Here is a 20,120-nt window from a genome sequence, read left to right as displayed (position 1 = left end):
CACCATGTCCGTCCTTTCCATCGGCAACATCGAGAAGCTCCGGGCCCTCGCGGCCAGCCCCCGGGTGCTGCTGCTCGGCGGCGCTCGCGCTTCCGTCTCCAGCCGCGTCACCGCGTATGAGCCGGGCACCAACAAGGTGCTGTGGAGCACCGAGCTCCCCTCCGCGGTGAATGCCCTGGCCCTGTCGGGCGAGCGCTTCGCCGCCGCCTGCGCGGACGGCACGCTGCGCTTCGGCACCCACGCCGACGGCAACGTGCAGTGGCAGCTCGAGGGCGCGCACCCCGGCGGTGTCACCGCGCTCGCCTCCAGCCCGGACGGCAAGGTCCTCTTCAGCGCGGGCGCGGACGGCATCGTGCGCGGCTGGGAGTGGGACTCCACGCGCAAGCTGCACGAGTGGAAGGCGTCGCCCCAGTCGCTGCGCGCCGTGGCGGTGGACCCGTCCGGGACGTATGTCGCGACCGCGGGTGACGACGGCGTGGTGCGCTCCTTCACGCGCGCCTCTGGTGAGCGGCGGGACATGGTGGGCCACGAAGGCGCGGTGCGCGCGCTGGCCTTCACGCCTCGCGACGGACGGCTCGTCTCCGGCGGCGACGACGGCAAGCTGCGCCTCTGGTACCTCGTCGGCGCGGTGGAGTTCGAGGTGCGCGGCGACAAGGACTCCGGCCATGCCGGCTCCGTGCTCGCCCTGCTCTTCCCGCCCACGCCCGCGACGAAGGACGACGAGGAGCCTTCAGACCGCATCTGGTCCGCCGGCAGCGATGGCAAGGTGAAGGCGTGGCGGCTGGACGAGCGCCGCAAGCCGCGCACGTTCGACTGCGGCAGCAAGCCCACGAACGCACTGGCCTTCCTGCCGCCCGCGAACCCGCGCGCGGCGCGCACGGCGCTCGGCTCCGTCTTCACCGCGAGCGACGACCGGCGCGTGCTGCGCTTCGGCATCGAAGTGGACGGCAAGCCGGGCAATGACCAGGACACCTCGCAGCATGGCCTGGACCTCCTGACGGAGTCGGTGAAGGCGGGCCGCCCCAAGCGCGAGGCCGCCGTGCGCGAGGCCGCCGCGCTGGACGAGCCGGAGGCCTTGGAGTTCGTGCTCCAGGTGCTCGGCACGGACAAGGAGGCGGAGGTGCGTCGCCTCGCCGCCCGTGAGCTGGGCGCCAGGGGCCGCACCGCCGCGCGGCCGAAGCTGCGCGAGCGGCTCAACGACGACCATCCGCAGGTGCGCGAGGACGCCCTCAAGGCGCTCGACGTGCTGGAGACGGAGTCGCCCCTGGCCGCGCCCCGCGCCGCGCTGGACTCGCGCTTCGTGGACATGCGCGTGGCGGGTCTGCGCCGGCTCGCGAAGCTGGGGGGCACGTCTCCCCTGGTGCCCGGCCTCATCGCCGGCAAGCTGAGCGAGACCGAGGCCGCGGTGGGTCTGGCCGCGCTGGACGCGCTCTGCGAGGTGACGCCGGGCGGTGACACCGAGCCCCTGCGCACCGCCTTCGAGCGCGGCCCCGCCCGCCTCCGCGTGGAGGTGCTCATCCGCGCCGCCGGAGCGGGCCTGTTGGGTCATGCGCAGCTCCAGCCGCTGGTGGCTCGGGCGCTGGACGACGCGGACGCGGACGTGCGCCGCGTGGCCTTCACCATCCGCGTGATGGAGCGCCGGGCCCTGGCCCACGCCCTGGAAGCCCGCGACGAGGACTTCGCCCGCTCCGTCAAGGACGTGGCCCGACGACTGGTCGCGCGCACGCGCGGCCCGAGCGGCGCAGCCCTGGCCATCACTGACGCGGACCTCCAGGCCGCTCGCGACACCATGCCCGCGCAGGGCGCCGTCAGTGGCGCGCTGGCGGAGAGTGACTTGGAGCCGCTGCTGGCCGCCATGGCCTGCCGCACGCCGGACACCGCCGTGCGCGGTGCTCGCGGCCTCGCGCAACTGGGTGACGCGCGGGCGCTGGGCGCGCTGCTCCAGCTCTCCCGCGAGCCGGAAGCCCCCATCCGCCGTCAGGCCGCCGCCGCCCTCCAGGCGCTCCAGGATGCCCGCGCCCGCGAGCGGCTGGTGTGGATGCTGGACGACGAGGACGCGGACGTGCGCGCCGCCGCGCTGGACGCGGTGGTGACGCTGGACGTGGAGGCGCCCCTGTCCTCCGCCGAGGCGGCGCTGCGCTCCGGCCACGAGGACGTGCGCGTGCGCGGCCTGGACCGGCTGGTGAAGCTGGGCGCGGCGACGCAGGGCGCGGAGCCGCTGCTCGGCGACGCGCTGGAGGACGAGTCCGCCAAGGTGCGCGGCGAGGCGTTCCGCACGCTGTGGGCGTGGAACGAGAAGGTGCCGGAGAAGGCGTTGGACCGCGCGCTCGCCGGCCGCTTCCCGGACCTGCGCAACCGCGCGGTGGAAGTCCTCTCGCAGCGCGGCACCGAGGGCTGGGCGCAGGAGCGCCTGAAGAAGTCCGTGGAGGACCGCGACGCGGGCGTGGCCACCGCCGCGTACGAGGCGTGGGTGAAGCTGGTCGGCAAGGAGAAGCCGGAGCCGCACCTGGCGGCCCTCGCTTCCACGCATCCATCGGTGCGCGTGCTGGGCGCCAAGGGCTCCGTGCATGCCCCGGTGGAGACGCTGCGCTCGCCGCTGCTCAAGCGCGTGCAGGACGAGGAAGTCGTCGTGGCCGTCGCCGCGCTGGAAGCGCTGGACAAGCTGGTGCCCGGGGAGAACGGGCCGTTGCTCGCGGGCATCGCCGCCGGAGAGCTGCAGGTGCGCGTGAGGGCCGCGGAGCTGCTCGCGCCGCGCGGCGCCGAGGACATCATCGAGCCGATGCGCGGGCTCATCACCGACAAGGACCTGGAGCGGCTCTACACTCCGGCGTACCTCATCCCGCTGCGCATCCGCGCCGCTCGCGCGCTGGCGTCGCTGGGCTCGCGGCGACTGCTGTCGTTCTTCGCCACCGTGCTGGTGCCCAGCGAGCTGGGCGACCTCCAGGAGCAGGGCGCGCGCGGCCTCGCCACCGCGGGCCGTCGGGGCGACGAGGGCTACCTGCTGGACACGCTGGGCCACGCCAACGTGGCGGTGCGCTCGTGGGGCGCGGACGGTCTGTCGCGCCTGGGTGACGTGCGCGCGCTGCCCGTGCTCACCGGCAACCTGCGCAATGACCACCTGCCCATCCGCCTGGGCGCCATCCTCTCCTTCGCGGCCCTGGGCCCCGAGGGCGACGGTGGCCTCTTGCACGGCCTGGAAGACCGCGCCCGCGAGGTGCAGGAGATGGTGTTCGCCATCGTCCTCGCCCGTGACTTGCGCGCCAGCCGCCGGGGCGAGCCGCCCGACCTGCTCGCCAGCGCCCTGTCCAGCGGCAGGCCGGAGGTGCGCTACGCGGCGGCCCGCGCGCTGGAGCTGCGCACGGAGACGGACGCGTACCGCACAAACCTCGTCGAAGGCCTGTTGCCGCCGCGCCCGGAGAAGGTCGGCGACATGAAGGAGTGGCCCGCCGAGGACGAGCGCGCCCGGCGCATGGTGGGACTCGCCGAGGCCCTCTCCAGCGAGCAGCCCGAGCAGCGCTACGCGGCGGCCCAGGTGCTGCTGCTGCGCAACAAGCCGCTCGACTACTTCCGCGAGGCCCAGAAGGTCGCCCGCCCACGCACGCTGGAGGCTCCGTGGAAGCCGGAGACGGCCCCTGGCGCCTCGCCCGTGCAGGCCACGCCCGCCAAGAGCTGGCTGCGGCGGCTCTTCTCGGCGGTGAAGCCGGGGACGCCGGGCACTTCGCCCGAGGCCAGCGCCAGCGCGGAGCGACAGCACCTGCGCCGGCTCGCCTTCGGCGCGTACGTGGGCCTGCTGCGACAGGTGTCCGCGGGTGACGATGAGAGCCACCGCGTCCGCCGCGATGCCGTGGACCGCGTGGTGAAGCTCACGCTGGAGGGCTTCGCCGGGACTCCCGCCGCCGTCGCCGCGCTGCTGCGCGCGCTGGAAGATCCGCACCAACTGGTGCGCAAGGCGGCCCTCACCGGCCTCAAGGAGCTGTTCCCCGCGGGCAGCGATGAGCCGTTGTCGTTGGCCCTCGCGTCGCTGGCGCCGGACGTGGCTCGCGCCGCGCTGGACGAACTGGCGGAGCGCGGTGACGCCGCGAAGCCGCGCATCACCGCCGCGCTCAACTCGCCGCTGGCGGACGTGCGTCGCTACGCCTTCGAGCTGCTGGAGAAGCTCAGCCCGGCCGGAAGCCTGGAGCCGCTGCTGGCCGCGCTCGGCAGCGAGCACGCGGACCTGCGCGTGGGAGTGATTGAGCGGCTGGCCGGTGCCAACGACTCGCGCGTCACCGAGGCGCTCGGTCGGGCCATGGCCAGCGAGCACGAGGACCTGCGCCTGCGCGCCTCGGAGCTCCTGGCATGGCGCGGAGATGACCGGGCGGTGGAGGTGCTGGCCTCCTTCCTGCGCTCGGAGACGTCCGCCGTGGCGAAGCGCGCCTCGGAGGCGCTGGCCCGGCTGGCCACGCCCTCCGCGGTGAGTGCCCTGGCCGCGCGCGTGGCCGTCGCCACGGAGGCGAACGAGCGGCTGCGATTGGTGGCCGCGCTCGGACAGACGAAGCGCGCGGAGGCGCTGGACGTGCTCGCGCGACGAAGCACGGAGGACGACACGAGCGCGGTGCGCGTCGCGTGTGTCGCCGCCGCGATGAACATCGCGGGCACGGACGTGAAGAAGCGGGACGCGGCGCTCGCGGTGCGCTTCCTCCGCTCGCCGGTGAAGTCCAACGACGTGGCGGTGCGACTGGCGGCCCTGAAGGAGCTGGAGCACGGCGCGGAGGCCGGTCAGTCCGAGCTGCTGGTGGGCCTGTTCTCGGACCGGGACCTGGCGGTGCGCGCGGAGGCGGTGGCGCTGTACTCCAAGCGCGTCATCGAGCACGGCGTCCCCGTGGGTCCGCTGGAGGACGTGCTGCGCGGTGGGGCACGCGAGCTGATGCTCCCGGCCGCCGAGGGCGTGGCGCACCTGCGCGGCATCAGCGCGCTGCGGCCCCTCTTGCTGTACTCCCGCGCGGGTGAGGATGGACAGCGCGAGCGCGCCCTGCTCGCCCTGGGCACGCTGGGTGACCCGCGCGCATTGAGCGAGCTGGAGACGGTGGCCGCGGGTGGCACGCCCGAGGCTCCCACGGAGCCGTCCATGGTGTGGGCGGCGCTGGAGGGCCTGGGCCGCCTCGCCGGTCGCCTGCCCGAGGGCGAGGAGCGCCGTCGCGTCGAGGAGAAGGTGGAGGCCGCCGCGGTGGAGGGCTCCACCACGGAGCTGCAGCAGGCGGGCGTGAAGGGCCTGCGCGCCATCGGCGGCGAGCGCGCCCGCGTGAAGCTGGAGGCGCTGCTGCTCGACACGGGCACCCGCGACGAGGTGCGCATCACCACGGCGCAGGAGCTGGGCAAGCTCAAGGACGTGGAGGCGGAGGCCACGCTGGCCACCATCCTCGACGACGGCGACGACGACCTGCGCCAGGAAGCGCGCAAGGCGCTGGACGCGCTCTTCCCGAAGGAGCGCACCCGCGTCGAGTTCCTCGCCGTGGCCAGCATCAACGAGGACATCTCCGAGCCCGCCGCGGCGTACCTGTCGCGCGAGGGTGACCCGGTGCTGCTCGTGCCCCGCCTGGCCACGCTGACCAACGAGGAGCTGCGGCTGCGACTGCGCCGGGGACTCGCCCGTCGTGGCGCGCTGCCCGTGACGGAGACGGTGGCCCTGCTGGCCCACGACAAGCCGGAGGCGCGACAGGAAGCCGCGCTGCTGGTGGGCACGTGGACCGGTGAGGCGCGTCAGGCCGGTCAGGTGGATGTCGCGGCGCTGGCTCGCGCGCTGGTGTCTGCCGAGCGGAAGACGGCGGCCGACTGGACGGCCTCGCCCCCGGGCAAGAAGCGCGAGTCCCTGGCCACCGCGTGGGAGCGGCTCTTGTGGGCGGGCTCTCGACTGGGCGCGGCCAGCCTCGCGGACTCCGCGCGCGCCATCCTCCAGGGTGGCGAGTTGGCGTCTCCCGCCACCGTGCGCCAGGAGGCGGCGCGCGTGTTGTCGCGACTGGGCACGGCGGGTGCGACGCTCAAGCTCGTGGGCCAGGACACCGGTCCCGTGCTGACCAACGCCAAGGAACTCGCGGCGTCGGCGGAGGCGCTGAAGGGCGCGCTGGTGGACCCGGACGCGCGGGTGCGCTCGGCGGCGGCGGACGCGCTGGCGCGACTGGCGCCCGAGAAGGCCTCGGCGTGGGCGCTGGAGGTGAAGCCCTTCGACCCGGTGGCCCTGGGCCCCACGGGCGCGAAGGTGCCGGCGGAGGCATTCACGACGTCCGAGGGCCGTCGCCTCGCCGAGCCCGCGCTGCTGGCCCACGGGAACATCGCTCCGCTGAAGGCCCTGGCGGAGAATGCGAAGCCGGAATTGAAGCAGGAAGCGTGGGCCGGTCTGGGTAGGCTCGGCGGTGAAGAGGCGGCGAAGCTGCTGCACGAGGCCGCCTTCGACAAGTCTCAGTCCGTGGAGCTGCGCAAGGCCGCGTGGCGCGCCCACAAACGTGCACGTCGCGCCGTGGAGCGCGCGCGCAACCGGAAGGAAGGAACCCCGTCGTGACGACCGCCACCCGACACCCCGTCGAGCTTCGCTACGCCACCGCGAGCGACGTGGAGTCCACGTCGGACGCCTCCCGCGTGCTGCTGGCCCTGGAGGGCTCACGCGGCACCGTGGGCGTGCGTGGACGGCTGAAGGACCCCGCCCTCTTCCGCGACGCGCTCACCGCCGCCTTCGGCATCCTCTCCAGCGACTTGCGCTACCGGGGCAAGGACCGCACCGCGTACCTCGCCTACCTCATGTCGAAGGGGAAGCGGGCGAGCGCGCAAATCTGGGAGGCGCAGAAGGCGTTCCTCGACAACGCGCTCGACGGTGAGGAGAAGCAGGACGAGGTGCTCGACCCCGTCCTCACCGTGGACCCGGACAGCGTGTCCCTGGAGGTCTTCTCCCGCGACGAGAGCGCCTACGCGCGCCTGTCCTTCGACAACAGCCTCTTCGAGGGCCGCGAGGCCGCGCACGGCTCCACCTTCCTGGACGTCCCCGCGAACCTCTCCTCGCGGATGGACCGGCTGCGCACCTACCTTCCCGTGTCGCTGGAGGCCCACGTCGCCCTGCCCGCGAAGGCAACCCGCGAGCCTCGCAACGTGGAGGTGCCTCACGCCTGGCTGCGCGGCTTCCTCCAGGTGCAGTCCGCCGCCACGCTGCCGGCGAACTCCTGCGTGCTGGCGCCCATCGACCTCTACAACCTCCTCTTCGCGCTGCGCACCCGCAAGGCGAAGAAGGCTCCGCGCGCGCTGCGCTTCGAGCTGGTCCCCGGCGCCCCGCCGCGTCTGGTGCTGGAGCCGTGGGAGCTGGTGCTGGAGTGCCATGGCGGCACGTACACCGGCACCGCGCCCGCCGTGGTGCGGACGTTCGGCCGTCAGCGTCTGGTGGCGCTCGCCCGACTGTTGCCCCACGCGAAGTCGGTGCGCCTGCAGCTCATGGGCCCCGGGCTGCCGGTGTTCTGGGTCATCGACATGGGCGCGGCCACGCTGACGTTGGGCCTCACGGGCTGGACGGAGAGCGGCTGGTCCTCCGCGGCGGCCTTCGATGTCCTCATGCCCCGCGCGGTGCCGGACGGGCTCGCGGAGAAGCTGCGCGGCAAGCTGCGCGCGGACGGGCCCCTGCCCTTCGACACGCTCGTCGCCGCGGCGGGTGGCGCGTCGAAGGAGCACGTGCGCGCCGCGCTCCAGTTGGAGTGCCTGCGTGGCAGAATCCTCTTCGACGTCGCGAAGGGTCAGTACCGTCCCCGCGAGCTGATGGCCACGCCGGTGGACGAGTCCGTCATCCGCTTCGGCAGCGAGCGCGAGGCGCGGGCCCACCGCCTGCTGGGTGATGGCGGCCCGGGCGCGGGCGAGGTGAAGCTGACGAAGGTTCACGACATCGTCGGAGAGGGCACCCGCATCCACGGCGAAGTCGTGGACCGCGAGGCGGTGCGCAGCTTCTTCCCGAGCTTCACGTTGGATTTGGAAGGCCGCGTGAAGGACGCGTCCTGCGGGTGTCCGCACTTCCGCCGCTCCGGCATGCGGGAAGGCCCCTGCGAGCACCAGCTCGCGCTGCGCCTGGCCTACGCGCGCCGCCGCACCGAGGAAGAGGCCCTGCGCAAGACGCCCGAGGGGCGAAAGCTCATCCGCGCGGAGACGCGCTCGTACGTGCGGCGCGACGCGGAGAGCGGACAGGAGATGGTGTATCGCGTGTCTCTGGACGGTCAGGTCGTCGCCGTGGAATGGGGCCCTCGCACTGGCGAGGCGCGTCATCAGCGGCTCTGGTTCGACACGGACACGGAGGCGCGGACCGCGTATTTCACGCGCCTGGAGAAGCTTTCGGCTGAAGGCTACATCGACGCGGCGTCAGCCTTGGTGTAAACCCCCATTCACGGCTCGGCCGCTCACGCAGCGGCCAAAAGGGCAGGTGCGACGGAAGACACGATGAGACGCGCTTCACGCGCGAGCAGCCGAGAGAGGTCTGGAGTGCATCAGCCTGAGCGCCTCGAGCGCGGGAGCGGCGTTGCGCCGCTCCGGTTGGAATGCAGGACACTCTCCGCAAGGTAGCCTGTTCTTGGCTCTCTCCCTCCTAGGCACTACTGCCGGCGGGGGCAGCTGAGCCAACGACGCGATCGCCGTTTGCCCCCGCCGGCAGTAGTGCCTAGGAGGGGAGAGCCGGTGAGGCTACCGTGCACCAGGTAAGATGGTGGTGCTTTCCTGGCCTCCCTCGACTGCTCGTGATGATTGCCCGCCTCGTCCGACGCCGACGCGCCCCCTCGAGGTTCTGACATGACCGCCAGGCTGGAGTCGTTCGTCCCCGCAGCAGCGCCGCAGGCCGTTGCCACCCCCGCGCCCCAGGCTCCCGCCGCCAACGCGGTCGCCCAGCGCGAGGCCCGCCGCGCCGCGCATGAAGCCCTGCTCATCCGCTGGAAGGCCATCGTCGAAGCAGGCGGCGCCGAGTCGTGGGCCCAGGGCCAGCTCGTCTCGCGCGGCCTCGCCGTGGCGGACCTGGACTTCTCCGGCGCCTCCGAGAAGGAGAAGACCGCCTGGAAGGAGAAGAAGAAGGCCGAGGCCGCCGAGCTCCGCGCCCTGGGCCGCCAGGCTCATCAGGCCTGGAACGCCACGCACATCAGCCATCTGGGCGCTGGTGTGCACTGGAAGGAAGACGCCGGCTCCGACAAGTTCGACGTCGCCCACCGCGAGGAGCGCGCGAAGTCCAACGGCCTGCCGGAGCTGGGCACCGTGGACGCGCTCGCCAAGGCGCTGGGGCTGAGCGTCGCCAAGCTGCGCTGGTTCGCGTTCCACCGCGAGGTGGACACCGGCTCGCACTACATCAGCTGGGGCATCCCCAAGCGCGACGGCGGCACGCGCACGATTACGTCCCCCAAGCCGGAGCTGAAGCAGGCCCAGCGCTGGGTGCTGTCCAACGTGGTGGAGCGGCTGCCCGTGCACGGCGCGGCGCACGGCTTCGTCGCGGGACGCTCCATCCTCACCAACGCGCTCGCCCACCACGGCGCGGACGTGGTGGTGAAGGTGGACTTGAAGGACTTCTTCCCCACCGTGACGTGGCGGCGGGTGAAGGGCCTCCTCCGCAAGGGCGGCTTGCAGGAGAACACCGCCACGCTGCTGTCGCTGATGGCCACCGAGGCGCCTCGCGAGACGGTGCAGTTCCGCGGCAAGACGCTCTACGTCGCCAAGGGTCCCCGCGCGCTGCCGCAGGGCGCGCCCACGTCTCCCGGCATCACCAACGCGCTGTGCCTCAAGCTGGACAAGCGCCTGTCCGCGCTGTCGAAGCGCCTGGGCTTCATCTACACGCGCTACGCGGACGACCTCACCTTCTCCTGGACGAAGACGAAGCAGCCCAAGGCGAAGCGGGCGCAGGGCCCCGCGGTGTCGGTGCTGCTCGCGCGCGTGAAGGAAGTCGTCGAGGACGAGGGCTTCCATGTTCACCCGAACAAGACGCGGGTGAGCCGCAAGGGCACGCGTCAGCAAGTCACGGGGCTGGTGGTGAACAAGGCCCGGGACGGCGTGGCGTCCGCGCGAGTCCCGCGCGACGTGGTGCGCCGCCTGCGCGCCGCCATCCACAACCGCCAGAAGGGCAAGCCCGGCCGAGAGGGCGAGTCCCTGGAGCAGCTCAAGGGCATGGCCGCCTTCGTCTACATGACGGACGCGGACAAGGGCCGCTCGTTCCTCAAGGACCTGGAAGCGCTCGAGGCCCGCGAGAAGGAAACCCCGAAGGTCGCCTGACCGTCGTCGTCAGGGCACCGCCGGGGCCACGCTTCCGGCGGCATTCTCCCCGCCCGACAGCAGCGCCGCATCGAAGAAGGCGCGCAGTCGGCGGGGATACTCCTGGGGCTCCACGTCGCTGAAGCCTCCATGACTCGCGCCCTGGATGCGCCACGTCTGGGCGTACTCGCGCACGTGGGCGAACAGCTCGTCCGCGAGCGGCTGTCCCGACTCTTCCGTGCCCATGACGATGAGCAGCGGCCGGGGACGGATGTGGTCCACCGCGTCGATGGTGCGCACCTCGTCGAGCGCGATGCCCCGGCGCCAGAAGGGCACCAGCGCGCCGGACTGGGACACGAAGCCGAAGCGGCGAAAGTCATACGCCGCCGCCAGCCACAACGTGTTGAACGGAGACAGCAGCACCACCGCGCGCACGCCCGTGTCCTTCGCGGCGACCTCCGCCACGGCGGCCGAGCCAATTGAAAAACCGAGGGCCGCCACCTTCCCGGGGTCCACGTCAGGGCGAGCTCGCACGAAGGCCAGCGCGGCGCGCACGTCCAGCCGCTCCTTGTCACCCCACGTGGATGTCTCACCCTGGCTCTCGCCATGGGCGCGCAAATCGAACAGCAGCACGCCGTAGCCCGCGTCGCGCAGGATGCGCGCCTCTGGCAACAGGTCCGCGCGTGTCTGGGATAACCCATGCGCCATCACCACGGCGGCGCGGTTGCGCGAGGGCACATACCAGCCACGCAATTCCAGCCCATCCTCGGTGAACAAACGCACGTCTTGCGCCTGCGCGAAATCAGCGGGCCGCGTGGGAGGCGTGCGGGGATAGTGGAAGTACGCCTCCGAGTGGCGCAGGGCCCGTCCGAAGAGGGCCAGGGCGACGAGCACCCCCAACACCAGCACGCCCGCGACAACCCTCCAGCCCTTCATGAAACACCTTCCCCGGGTCATGCCCGGCTGCCCGTCCAGCTTCACGCGAGTCACCCGCGACACAGGGGGGCGTCCATGGTCAACCTCGCGCGGGCCAGCTTACACTGGCGTGATTCAACTCGCGGTGACGCATACCGCGCATCACCTTTGCACTCGCAGGGATGCTGTGAGCACGTCCAAGAAGACTTTCGATGCGGTGGTGGTGGGCTCCGGAGCGTGTGGCGGCTGGGCAGCCAAGCAGCTCACGGAAGCAGGGTTGAACGTGCTGGTGCTGGAGGCCGGGCGGAGCGACCGGGCGGACCGCCTGCTCTGGGTGTGGCACCGCCTCCGTCAGAAGCTGCTCGGCTACCAGGCGGAGACGGACACCACGCGCAAGCAGCGGCAGTCTGTGCAATCCACCACCTTCGCCTGGCCCTTCCATCCGCACGCGTTCGTGGATGACGTCGACAATCCCTACACGACGCCGGGCGACGCGCCCTTCACGTGGATTCGCGCACGGCAGGTCGGCGGGCGCACGTCGGTGAAGGCGCACGGCCGCCAGTTCTACCGGCTGTCTGACTTCAACTTCAAGGCAGGCGGGCTCGACGGCCAGGGTCCGGACTGGCCCCTGACGCTGGCGGAGCTGGCGCCGCACTACGAGACGGTGGAGCGGTGGATGGGCCTCTCCGGCAACACGGACGGGCTGGACACGCTGCCCGACTCCGTCTTCGCCTCATCCATCGCGATGAACCCCGCCGAGCAGCACCTCAAGCAACACGTGGAGCGCCGCTGGCCCGAGCGCCGCGTCGTCGTCCGTCGCACCGCGGGCGCCCCCATCACCCTCCCCGCCGCGATGAAGACGGGCCGCCTCACCCTGCGCACCCACGCGGTGGTGAACCAGGTGCTGCACGACGCGAAGACGGGCCGAGTCACCGGCGTCACCTACGTCGACACCGAATCCGGCAAGACGCACGAGGCGCACGGCCGCGTGGTGATTCTGGCCGCGGGGACCATCGAGACGACGCGGCTGCTGTTGCACTCGAAGAGCGCGGCGTTCCCGGACGGGCTGGGCAACTCCTCGGGGCAGCTCGGCCGCAACCTGATGGACCACACGTACCTGCTCGGCATCGAAGCGAAGATGAACCTGCCGCCCGAGCAGCAGCGCGCCGAGCAGAGCTGGGCGTACATTCCGCAGTTCCGCAACGTCACGTCCCGCGAGGAGGGCTTCGCGCGAGGCTATGGCGTGCAGGTCTTCACCTTCGCGGACAGCTGTCACTTCGTCCCCTTCGGGGAGATGGTGCCGCGCGCGGGCAACCGCGTGACGTTGAGCGCCACGGTGAAGGACCGCTGGGGGATTCCGGCGGCGCACATCGACTGCCGCCACTCGGAGAACGAGCTGCGGATGTGCAAGGACGCCGTGGCGGCGTGTCAGGAGATGATGAAGGAAGCGGGCTTCACGGTGGAGAAGGTGAACGACACCCTGTCCACGCCGGGCATGGCCATCCACGAGGTGGGCACCGCCCGCATGGGCACTGACGCGAAGACGTCCGTGCTCAATCCGTGGAGCCAGAGCTGGGACGTACCCAACCTCCTCGTCATGGACGGCGCGAGCTTCCCCTCGCAGGGGCCGCAGAACCCCACGCTGACGATGATGGCCCTCGCCGTGCGAGCCAGCGCGCACCTGGTCGACGAGCTGAAGGCCGGCAAGCTCTAGGGCCCTGACGCGAGGGACGCGGCCACTTCGCTCCACGTGGCCGCGTCCTCGAAGCAAGCCTCACGCGTCGGGCTTGGTGTGCTTCTCGTGCTCCTTGGGCTTCTCGCGCAGGCTGATTCTCGAGCTCCACATCGCGGGCGTCATCACCACGATGAGCAGCGTCAACAGCACGGTGCCAATCATCAACTCCCAAATCATGTCCATGGTCTCGCTCTACTGAAGGCGGGCTGACGGCATGCCGGAGCGACAGACCTCTCGCACACGGCTCCTGAATGCATTCCGGAGGCGAGGGCGCGCTTGCCCCAAGACACGGGGACGCGACCTCGCCCAGGGCACGGAGCCGCAAGTCGTGGGCCTCGACAGGAACCGAGGACACACCACGAGCCAGCCCCGTGCGCCGGAGCGCTCAGAGGAGCAGCGTGCGGATGCGGAGGAAGACAGGAGGCCCCTGTGACGGGGGCACGTTCCAGAGAGACAGGGAGCGTTGCGAGCCCCACTCGGGCGCCTTGAGCGGCAGCCAGGCGACCGGCGGCACGGCGACGGGCGGCGCGACGAAGGGACTGGCACTGGAGAGACTGCCCTCGGTGGGAGCAGGCAGGTCCCAGTGCGGCTCCTCGCAGCAGTCCCACTGGAGCGTCGGCTGACCGTGGGAGTCCGCGTGGGAGGAGTCCGCTTTCGAGTGCTCATGGCAGCGGCACTTGGAAGCGCGCGTCTGGACCTGCTTCTCGCAGTAGTGCCCCAGCCCCGCCACACCGCTGGCGGCGACCTGCCAGCCGAGGAGCAGCACGAGCGTGAGGAGACGCGACAGTCCAGACACGATGCCTCGGGTATACGCCCCGCCAGCACCCTCCGCAACGCGCGCACCCGGAGCGGACCGCGCCACACTGACAGGGCCCATTCGAGAAGCTCGCGGCCTCAGTAGAGCAGTCCGTCCTTGGGTTGCACGGGCTGGGGAAGCTCCGTCTCCCCGAGCATCTGTCTCAGGTTGATTTCGATGGTCCGACTGAGGGCCGTCATCGGCGTGTCGCTGAGGTCGTCCTCGAACGGTGTCTCGATATCCCGCCCGACGGCGTCCAGGCCGATGAACAGGAACGCGATGATGGCGGTGACGGCCGGAGTGAGCCAGCCCAGCTCCTCCACGACACCGAGCGGCAGCAGCACCAGGTAGGCGCGCGTCATCGCGAACAGCATGCTGTCGTACTGGCGCGGCAGCGGCGTGTTCTTGATGCGCTCACAGGCGCCCAGCAGGTTGGTCATCTCGGTCAGTGTCCGGTCCATCGTCACGTGGAGGAACAGCACCTTCTGCGGGTCTGACACCTGGCCGTAGATGCGGCGCAGGCGCGTCGCCATCCACAGGAGAATCGCGGAGGGGACGTTGTGCTCCTCTCGCAGGGCGTCGATGACGTCGGGCCGGAAGAAGGCGACAATCTCCGGCAGCGGGTCCTGACGGCGCAGATGACAGCGCAGCGCGTGTACGAAGCCCATCTGCGCGTAGACCAGCTCGCGTGCGTCCTCGGTGATGTCTTCGACCATCCGGGTGATGACGCCGCGCGGCTCGCCCTGGGCCTGAAGCGGAGTACCGAGCACCGCGACCTCGCCCGACGTGTCGCGCGCGCCGGAGGGCACCCGTGCCTGACCGAACCTGTCTCGGACCGCGCCGTCGCTCGCCCGAGTGCCGCGCACCGTCAGCAGGGCACTGGGGCGGTCCACCGCGCTGCGCAGCAGGCGCGAGGGCACCGCGGCCAGCTCCAGCTCCGTGAGTTCGTCACCCGGCTGGCGTCCGGGACGGGGGAGCAGCGTGAGCACCTGACGAGCGAAGGTCCGAGACCAGTTCACCACGCCGCCCCACAGCGTGCGGGCCTCCCACCAACGGTCGTAGGCGGAGTTGTTGCGGAAGGCGAGCAGCACACCCAGCGCCGCGGCGAGCACGGAGATGGGCATCGTGGGCACCGCCATCCAGGACGCGCCGAACACGCGATAGCCCACGACGATGGCCAGGGCGAAGAAGACATGCACGGCCACGGGGATGCCCGTGTAGCGGAGGATGATGTGCCAGGAGAGCCTCCGGCCGACAATCATTGCGCGCGCGCTCCGGGGTGAGAACTGCCTGCTCGGAGCGTCTAATTCCGGAGGTGCGGGCCGACAACGGTCAGCCGCGCACCGCCGCGAGGATGTGTCACGCAGACGCGCTGTCGGGTGGCGAACTGTCCTGGAGCGAGCAGAGCCGCTTCGGCGGTGGCCCCTCTCCGCGACGTCCTCACCCCGTCACGGCCCGCGATGGGCACCCATGCAGTCCGCGAGCGTCGTCGCGAGCAACACCTCCGATGACCCGCGCGCCGCCGCGTCAGTACCGCTCGCCCCGTCCACCGAGCACCGCGCCGCCGCGTCAGTACCGCTCGCCCCGTCCACCGAGCACCGCGCCGCCGAGCAGCGCCACCGCCATCACCAGCGCCACGGGCCCCAGCCAGTTGCCCCACCTCCGCGCCAGGAAATAACCCGCGGTGTGCCAGGGCACGCGCATGACGGCGGTGCCGCGCTGGCCATCGCCAATCTCCGTCAGGATTTCGCCCGTGTCGTCGATGAGCGCGGAGACGCCCGAGTTCGTCACCCGCACCTGGGGCCGGCGCGTCTCGATGCTGCGGAAGACCGCGTGCGTGAGGTGCAGCCTGGGCCCGGGCGTGCCCCCGAACCACGAGTCATTCGACAGCGTGAGCAGCAGGTCCGCGGTGGCAGTCGCCTCATCCGCGACATAGGAGGGGAAGAGGGTGTCGTAGCAGATGAGCGGCGCCACCCTGAGTATCCGCCCGTCGCGCCGCTTCAGCAGCACCGTTCGCGGCCCCGCGCCCGGCGACCAGCGTCCCGTCCACGGCAGCCACTCGCGCAGGCCCGGAGAGTCGATGAGCTCCGGCACCCACTCCGTCAACGGGAAGAGCTTCGACTTGCGGTACACCTTGCGCGTCGGGGCCTCTCCTTCTTTGTCTCCCGGTGACAGGAACATGGCGGCGTTGAACTCCTTTCCGCCCTCCACGTCATACGAGCCGAAGATGAGCGGCACGTTCCGCGCGGCGACATAGGCGGAAATCTCGGCGTCCAGCTCCGCGCCCGCCTCGCTCTTGGGCACGCCGAAGGGCGTCGGGTACACCGTCTCCGGCCAGATGAGCACATCCAGAGGAGCCTCGCGCAGCAGCGAGTCCGACAGCGCGTAGTGCGTGTCGAGAATCATCCGCACCACTTCGTAGGTGCCGTGCTCCGCCTTGAGCTTCTCGTAGTTGATGATGTTGGCCTGCACCGCGCCCACCACCAGCGCCGTCTGCGAGCTCCGCTCCACCACATACTGGGCGAGGCGGAAGGAGCCATAGCCCAGCATCACCACCACCAGCGCCACCGCCGCCACCAGGGGCTTCAGCGCACCCGGAGCCCCGCGCGTCCTGAACGCGCGCCCCATCGCGAACACACACTCATTGACGAACAGCAGCGCCAGCGTGAGCCCGGGCGCGCCCGCGACGTCCGCGAACTGCCGCAGTCGCTCCGAGTAGACGAAACCCTGCCCCAGCGTGTCCGCGAAGGGCTTGGGCGCGAGCCACTCCACGCCCACGTACACCAGCACGCTCACCATGGGCGGCAACCACCCGGCCCGATTCCCCACCGCGCGCCGCGCCAGCTGCCGCGCCAGCGCCGTGACAGGGAACTGGAGCTGGAACACCGGCGCCAGGAGCAGCATCAACAGCCAGCACAGCCACAGCGGCGCGCCCGAGTACGACTGCAGCGCGCCCGGAAACCACCCGAGGACGGCGGCGCTGAAGGTGACGCTGAGCCCCGCGCCCAGCAACAGGGCCTCGCGCGAGGAGCGGGCCCGGTCCACCACCACCAGCCACGGCACCAGCGCCACCCAGCCGAGCAGGGTCCACGGCATCCGGAGCAGCGAGAACACCCACAGCGCCAGGGTGGTGGCGAGGACGGCGCCCAGGCCCCCGACGAAGCGCCGGCCGGATGACGCCTCCTCACGCCCCAGCATCTTCAAGGCGTGTCCTTGGACTCGTCGGACTTCGGCAGCTCCAGCATGCGCACGGGCATGCCAGGGGGCGCCAGCTCCGCGGGCACCACGCGATTCTCTGGAATCTCCAGCGGCTGCCCGTTCGCATCCACGGGCTGGTGGTCCGGATGGAACATCAAGATGGCCTCCACGCGCTCACCCTCGTCCGTGGACTGGTAGTGGCGCACGTAGCCGGGAGGTAGCTCGAAACCCTCGGGCACGACGAGGCCGCGCTTGAGCGGCTTGGTGCCAGGGCGATAGAGCTGAATCCCCGTGGGGCCGGAAGAGGGCACGTCGGGCTCCGTGGCGGGCGCGGGCGGGGCGGTGGGCTCCCCCATGACGGGCGTGGAATCCCCCAGCAGCGGCTCCTTCGCCGGCGGCCTGCGCACGGGCGCGCGCGCCACCACGGGCTCAGGCGCGGTGACGGGCGGCGGCGGGGCTTCGACATAGGGCGTGTCCTCCACCTCCACGTCGGAGGCGCTCAGCCACGCGCTCAGCGCGATGCACAGCACGGTGAAGACGAGCGCGCCGCCCACCAGCCACCGCGCGACACCGCCTCCAGGGGAGGAGCGAGTCGGGGCGACATGGGTGACGCCGTCACGGTCGACACGCCGTTCAGGGGATGGGTGCTGCGGCCGCATGCTCGCCGTGAGACCTCCGCGCTGCGTATGCTACGGACACCCTCTCGCCGAGGCAATGTGGCCACTCCCGGCGACCACTCCCCGCCCCTCGCGCCATGAGCTCCCCTTCCGTCGACACCCTCCCTGTCAGCGCGCCGCCGCCCACGGCTTCGCCCACCGTCGAGCCCGAGCGCTTCACGCTCCACGCCTGGACGACCGCGCGACGCGGCGTGGCGATGTCGGCCCGCTTCGTCACCGTGGGCAGCCTGCTCTTCTTCACCGCCTGGTTGCTGTGGGACATCCTCGAGGGCGCGGAGACGCTCAAGGCCGAGCCCCTCGTCTGGAGCCTCGTCCTGGGCGGAGGTCTGCCCCTGGCCCTGGTGGCAGTGCTGCGCTCGCGCGCCCGCGCCACGCTGGAGGTGGGCGACAGCACCCTGACGCTCACGCTGCGAGACGGCGCCCGGCTGGAGATTCCGCTCGACGCCGTGGAGTCCGTGCGTCCCTGGCGCCTGCCACTCCCTGGGCCCGGGCTGACGCTGCGCCTGAAGTCAGGGCGCGCGCTCGGATACGGCCTGGAGGCCGAGGACGCGGTGCCGCTCCTGGAGGCGCTCGCTCGACGCGAGGGCTCGCTGGGCGCGGCGGTGACACATCCGCTGGTCCGCTATGGGCGGGCGCGCCGGGAGCTGTGGCGCAAGCGCTGGTATCACCTGGTGCTCAAGCTCGTCGTCTTCCCGCTCGTGCCCGCGGGCATCTTCTTCCGGGCGCACCAGTACATCGCCTTCGGCGGTCCGTTCGGCGAGTACCAGCTCAACGGGCTGAAGGCCTATCTGCTCTCGTTCGGTCGCTACTACGCGCCGGTGACGCTGAGCCTGCTGCTCATCGCGTGCTTCTGGCGGGGCGTGGCGGAGCTGGTGTCGCTGGCGGCGGCGCGCTTCGCGCCGTCGTGGACGCGGGGCGTGCGCAGGGGCGTCGAGTGGCTCTGCCGGCTCATGTACTACGCGGGCATCATGGCCTTCACCGCGTCGCGCTTCCTGATGTGACATGAGCGGCGCCGGAAACGACGAAGCCCCCGACTCTTCGCGAGAGTCGGAGGCCTCGAGGTGAAGCTCACCCGCCCGACGCGGGTGCGAGCATCAGGGAGCGGTGGGGTTGAAGCGGGCGCTCTCCCAGCCCATGCGCTCGTGGCCCGTCTTGTTCCACTCGGGATTCTTGCCGTCGACCACCTGCGCGTCCGTGAACTGGGGCGCGCCCGTGCCGGAGCCCGAGCCGGAGAAGATGCTCACGCTGATGGTGGTGCCGAAGTACGTCGGGTGGGTGTTGTCCGACTGGATGTAGTCGTAGCTGGTGCTGGCGTTGACGAAGTGCGTGTTCGCGTCGCGCAGCGTGGAGCGCAGCGCGCCGGTGATGCGAGCGACATACGCATCCTCCGTCTCACCCGCGACGTAGCGCAGGGCGGCCGAGTCCACCTGGCCGTCGCCGTTCGAGTCGTAGTCCGCGCCCATCATCTCCGCGAAGGAGTCCGCGCACTGGAAGCCGTACCGCGCCGCCAGGTTGCAGGTGCGCCAGTTGCTGCGGGCCAGCAGGGGGAGGAACTTCACCTGCTTGTTGATGGTGGCACCCGTCGCCGAGTCCTTGCAGGCCGTCTGGACGTTGTCCGCGGCGAAGCCCGGGTAGTAGATGTTGGAGACAATCTTGACCTTGGCGGAGGTCGCGTACTGGTTGATGGCCTGCATGGCCCTCTCCGTGTACGTGGTGCAGGCCGCCAGCGCCGCCTCCAGGCCGCTGTAGTTACAGGTGCCCGTCTGGTCCGTGAAGGCGCTGCGCGCCTGCAGGTAGTCGTTGCCGCACATCTCGAACATCACGGCGCGCGTGTTGGCCGTCTGCATGTACGAGCGCTCGGAGACAATCTTGTTGTTGTAGATGTCGTCGGCCCGCGCGCCGGACTTCGTGCGGCGGATGACCTCGATGTCCGTGTTCCACAGCTTCGCCAGGTACTCGCCCTGGACGACGGGGGCCGCGCGGCGCGCAACGCCACCGATGCCACCGTTGTAGCCCGCATAGATGGAGTCGCCGTAAGCCACGACGCGATACTTCGTCGTGGACGTGGACCGGTCGATGGTCCACGACGTGTTCTGGTTGATGGTGCTCGCCATCGCGCTACCACTCACCGTGGCGGCCGCGACAACGGCGACGAAGGACAGCCCATTGCGACGGAAGGACATGCCCGCTCTCTTTTCTTCCCGCTGGGGGAATGTAGGGGGAAACCGAACGCTACACGCCGTCGATTCGCGAATCACCCGCAAACTGGAATAACGCGAGCAGTCAGAATTCGCGGATTGCATGGAACCCAAAGTGTCGCGCCCTTGGGTTGTCTGATTCCTGACGCGCCGCGACGTATGACGCGGTGTTTCACGATGTTTCAACAGTCTCGGAGGGAGGCGCGGTGAGGTGGACGGGAGGAGCGCGAGTGCTGGGGCAGTGGTTGGTGCTCGGGGCGTTGGTGGGGGTGGTGTGCGGCGTGGCGTCTGCGGGGTTCCTGTGGCTGCTGGACGCGGCGACACAGCTGCGGGAGCGACAGGGCGCGCTGGTGTACGCGCTGCCGTTGGCGGGGTGGGTG

General features: G+C 71.1%; 12 protein-coding genes. 5 read left to right on the top strand and 7 right to left on the bottom strand.

Going from position 1 to position 20,120, the window contains the following annotated elements; all coding sequences use genetic code 11:
* Window positions 1–4: 4 nt before the first annotated feature.
* The 3 genes from HUA78_RS23390 to HUA78_RS23380 all read left to right on the top strand — a co-directional run bounded on the left by HUA78_RS23390 (window position 5) and on the right by HUA78_RS23380 (window position 10,242).
* Entirely contained in the window at window positions 5–6,535 is a 6,531-nt protein-coding gene (locus tag HUA78_RS23390) for a HEAT repeat domain-containing protein (protein WP_174477188.1), read from the top strand.
* The gene (locus HUA78_RS23385) at window positions 6,532–8,376 is read left to right on the top strand and encodes an SWIM zinc finger family protein (RefSeq protein ID WP_174455981.1); all 1,845 of its coding nucleotides are present in this window, start codon (window positions 6,532–6,534) and stop codon (window positions 8,374–8,376) included. The genes HUA78_RS23390 and HUA78_RS23385 overlap by 4 nt, the downstream gene beginning before the upstream one ends.
* A 408-nt stretch (window positions 8,377–8,784) precedes the next feature.
* The gene (locus HUA78_RS23380; protein ID WP_174477187.1) at window positions 8,785–10,242 is read left to right on the top strand and encodes a reverse transcriptase family protein; all 1,458 of its coding nucleotides are present in this window, start codon (window positions 8,785–8,787) and stop codon (window positions 10,240–10,242) included.
* Between the two features lie 9 nt (window positions 10,243–10,251).
* Here HUA78_RS23380 and HUA78_RS23375 read toward each other — a convergent pair whose 3' ends face one another.
* On the bottom strand, window positions 10,252–11,157 hold the full coding sequence (locus HUA78_RS23375; RefSeq protein ID WP_174477186.1) for an alpha/beta hydrolase: 906 nt from the start codon (window positions 11,155–11,157) through the stop codon (window positions 10,252–10,254).
* A 166-nt stretch (window positions 11,158–11,323) separates the two neighbouring features.
* On the opposite strand from HUA78_RS23375, the gene HUA78_RS23370 reads away from it, so the two are divergent.
* A complete protein-coding gene (locus tag HUA78_RS23370; protein ID WP_174455984.1) occupies window positions 11,324–12,850 on the top strand; it encodes a GMC family oxidoreductase in 1,527 nt (508 codons plus the stop codon).
* Between the two features lie 60 nt (window positions 12,851–12,910).
* Here the strand turns inward: HUA78_RS23370 and HUA78_RS23365 are convergent, their stop codons facing one another.
* From HUA78_RS23365 to HUA78_RS23345, 5 genes are all read right to left on the bottom strand, one after another.
* The gene (locus HUA78_RS23365) at window positions 12,911–13,054 is read right to left on the bottom strand and encodes a hypothetical protein (protein WP_174455985.1); all 144 of its coding nucleotides are present in this window, start codon (window positions 13,052–13,054) and stop codon (window positions 12,911–12,913) included.
* A gap of 202 nt (window positions 13,055–13,256) precedes the next feature.
* Window positions 13,257–13,667 carry a hypothetical protein gene (locus HUA78_RS23360; RefSeq protein WP_371745645.1) on the bottom strand — a complete coding sequence of 137 codons (411 nt, stop codon included), beginning with the start codon at window positions 13,665–13,667 and terminating at the stop codon, window positions 13,257–13,259.
* 98 nt (window positions 13,668–13,765) lie between these two features.
* Complete coding sequence (locus HUA78_RS23355; RefSeq protein ID WP_174477185.1) at window positions 13,766–14,929, bottom strand: bestrophin family protein; 1,164 nt, start codon at window positions 14,927–14,929, stop codon at window positions 13,766–13,768.
* A gap of 307 nt (window positions 14,930–15,236) precedes the next feature.
* On the bottom strand, window positions 15,237–16,865 hold the full coding sequence (gene lnt, locus HUA78_RS23350; RefSeq protein WP_174460459.1) for an apolipoprotein N-acyltransferase: 1,629 nt from the start codon (window positions 16,863–16,865) through the stop codon (window positions 15,237–15,239).
* 2 nt (window positions 16,866–16,867) lie between these two features.
* Window positions 16,868–17,524, bottom strand: coding sequence for a hypothetical protein (locus HUA78_RS23345; protein ID WP_174477184.1), 657 nt, complete (start codon window positions 17,522–17,524; stop codon window positions 16,868–16,870).
* A 95-nt stretch (window positions 17,525–17,619) separates the two neighbouring features.
* On the opposite strand from HUA78_RS23345, the gene HUA78_RS23340 reads away from it, so the two are divergent.
* Window positions 17,620–18,543, top strand: coding sequence for a hypothetical protein (locus HUA78_RS23340; RefSeq protein WP_174477183.1), 924 nt, complete (start codon window positions 17,620–17,622; stop codon window positions 18,541–18,543).
* Between the two features lie 93 nt (window positions 18,544–18,636).
* Here the strand turns inward: HUA78_RS23340 and HUA78_RS23335 are convergent, their stop codons facing one another.
* On the bottom strand, window positions 18,637–19,725 hold the full coding sequence (locus tag HUA78_RS23335) for an SGNH/GDSL hydrolase family protein (RefSeq protein WP_141644499.1): 1,089 nt from the start codon (window positions 19,723–19,725) through the stop codon (window positions 18,637–18,639).
* Window positions 19,726–20,120 lie beyond the last annotated feature (395 nt).

The organism is Myxococcus sp. CA033 (assembly GCF_013336625.1).
GTDB classification, from domain to species: Bacteria; Myxococcota; Myxococcia; order Myxococcales; family Myxococcaceae; genus Myxococcus; species Myxococcus llanfairpwllgwyngyllgogerychwyrndrobwllllantysiliogogogochensis.
The sequence above is the reverse complement of the archived record's forward strand: the minus strand, read 5'-3'. Positions and strand labels throughout refer to the sequence as shown.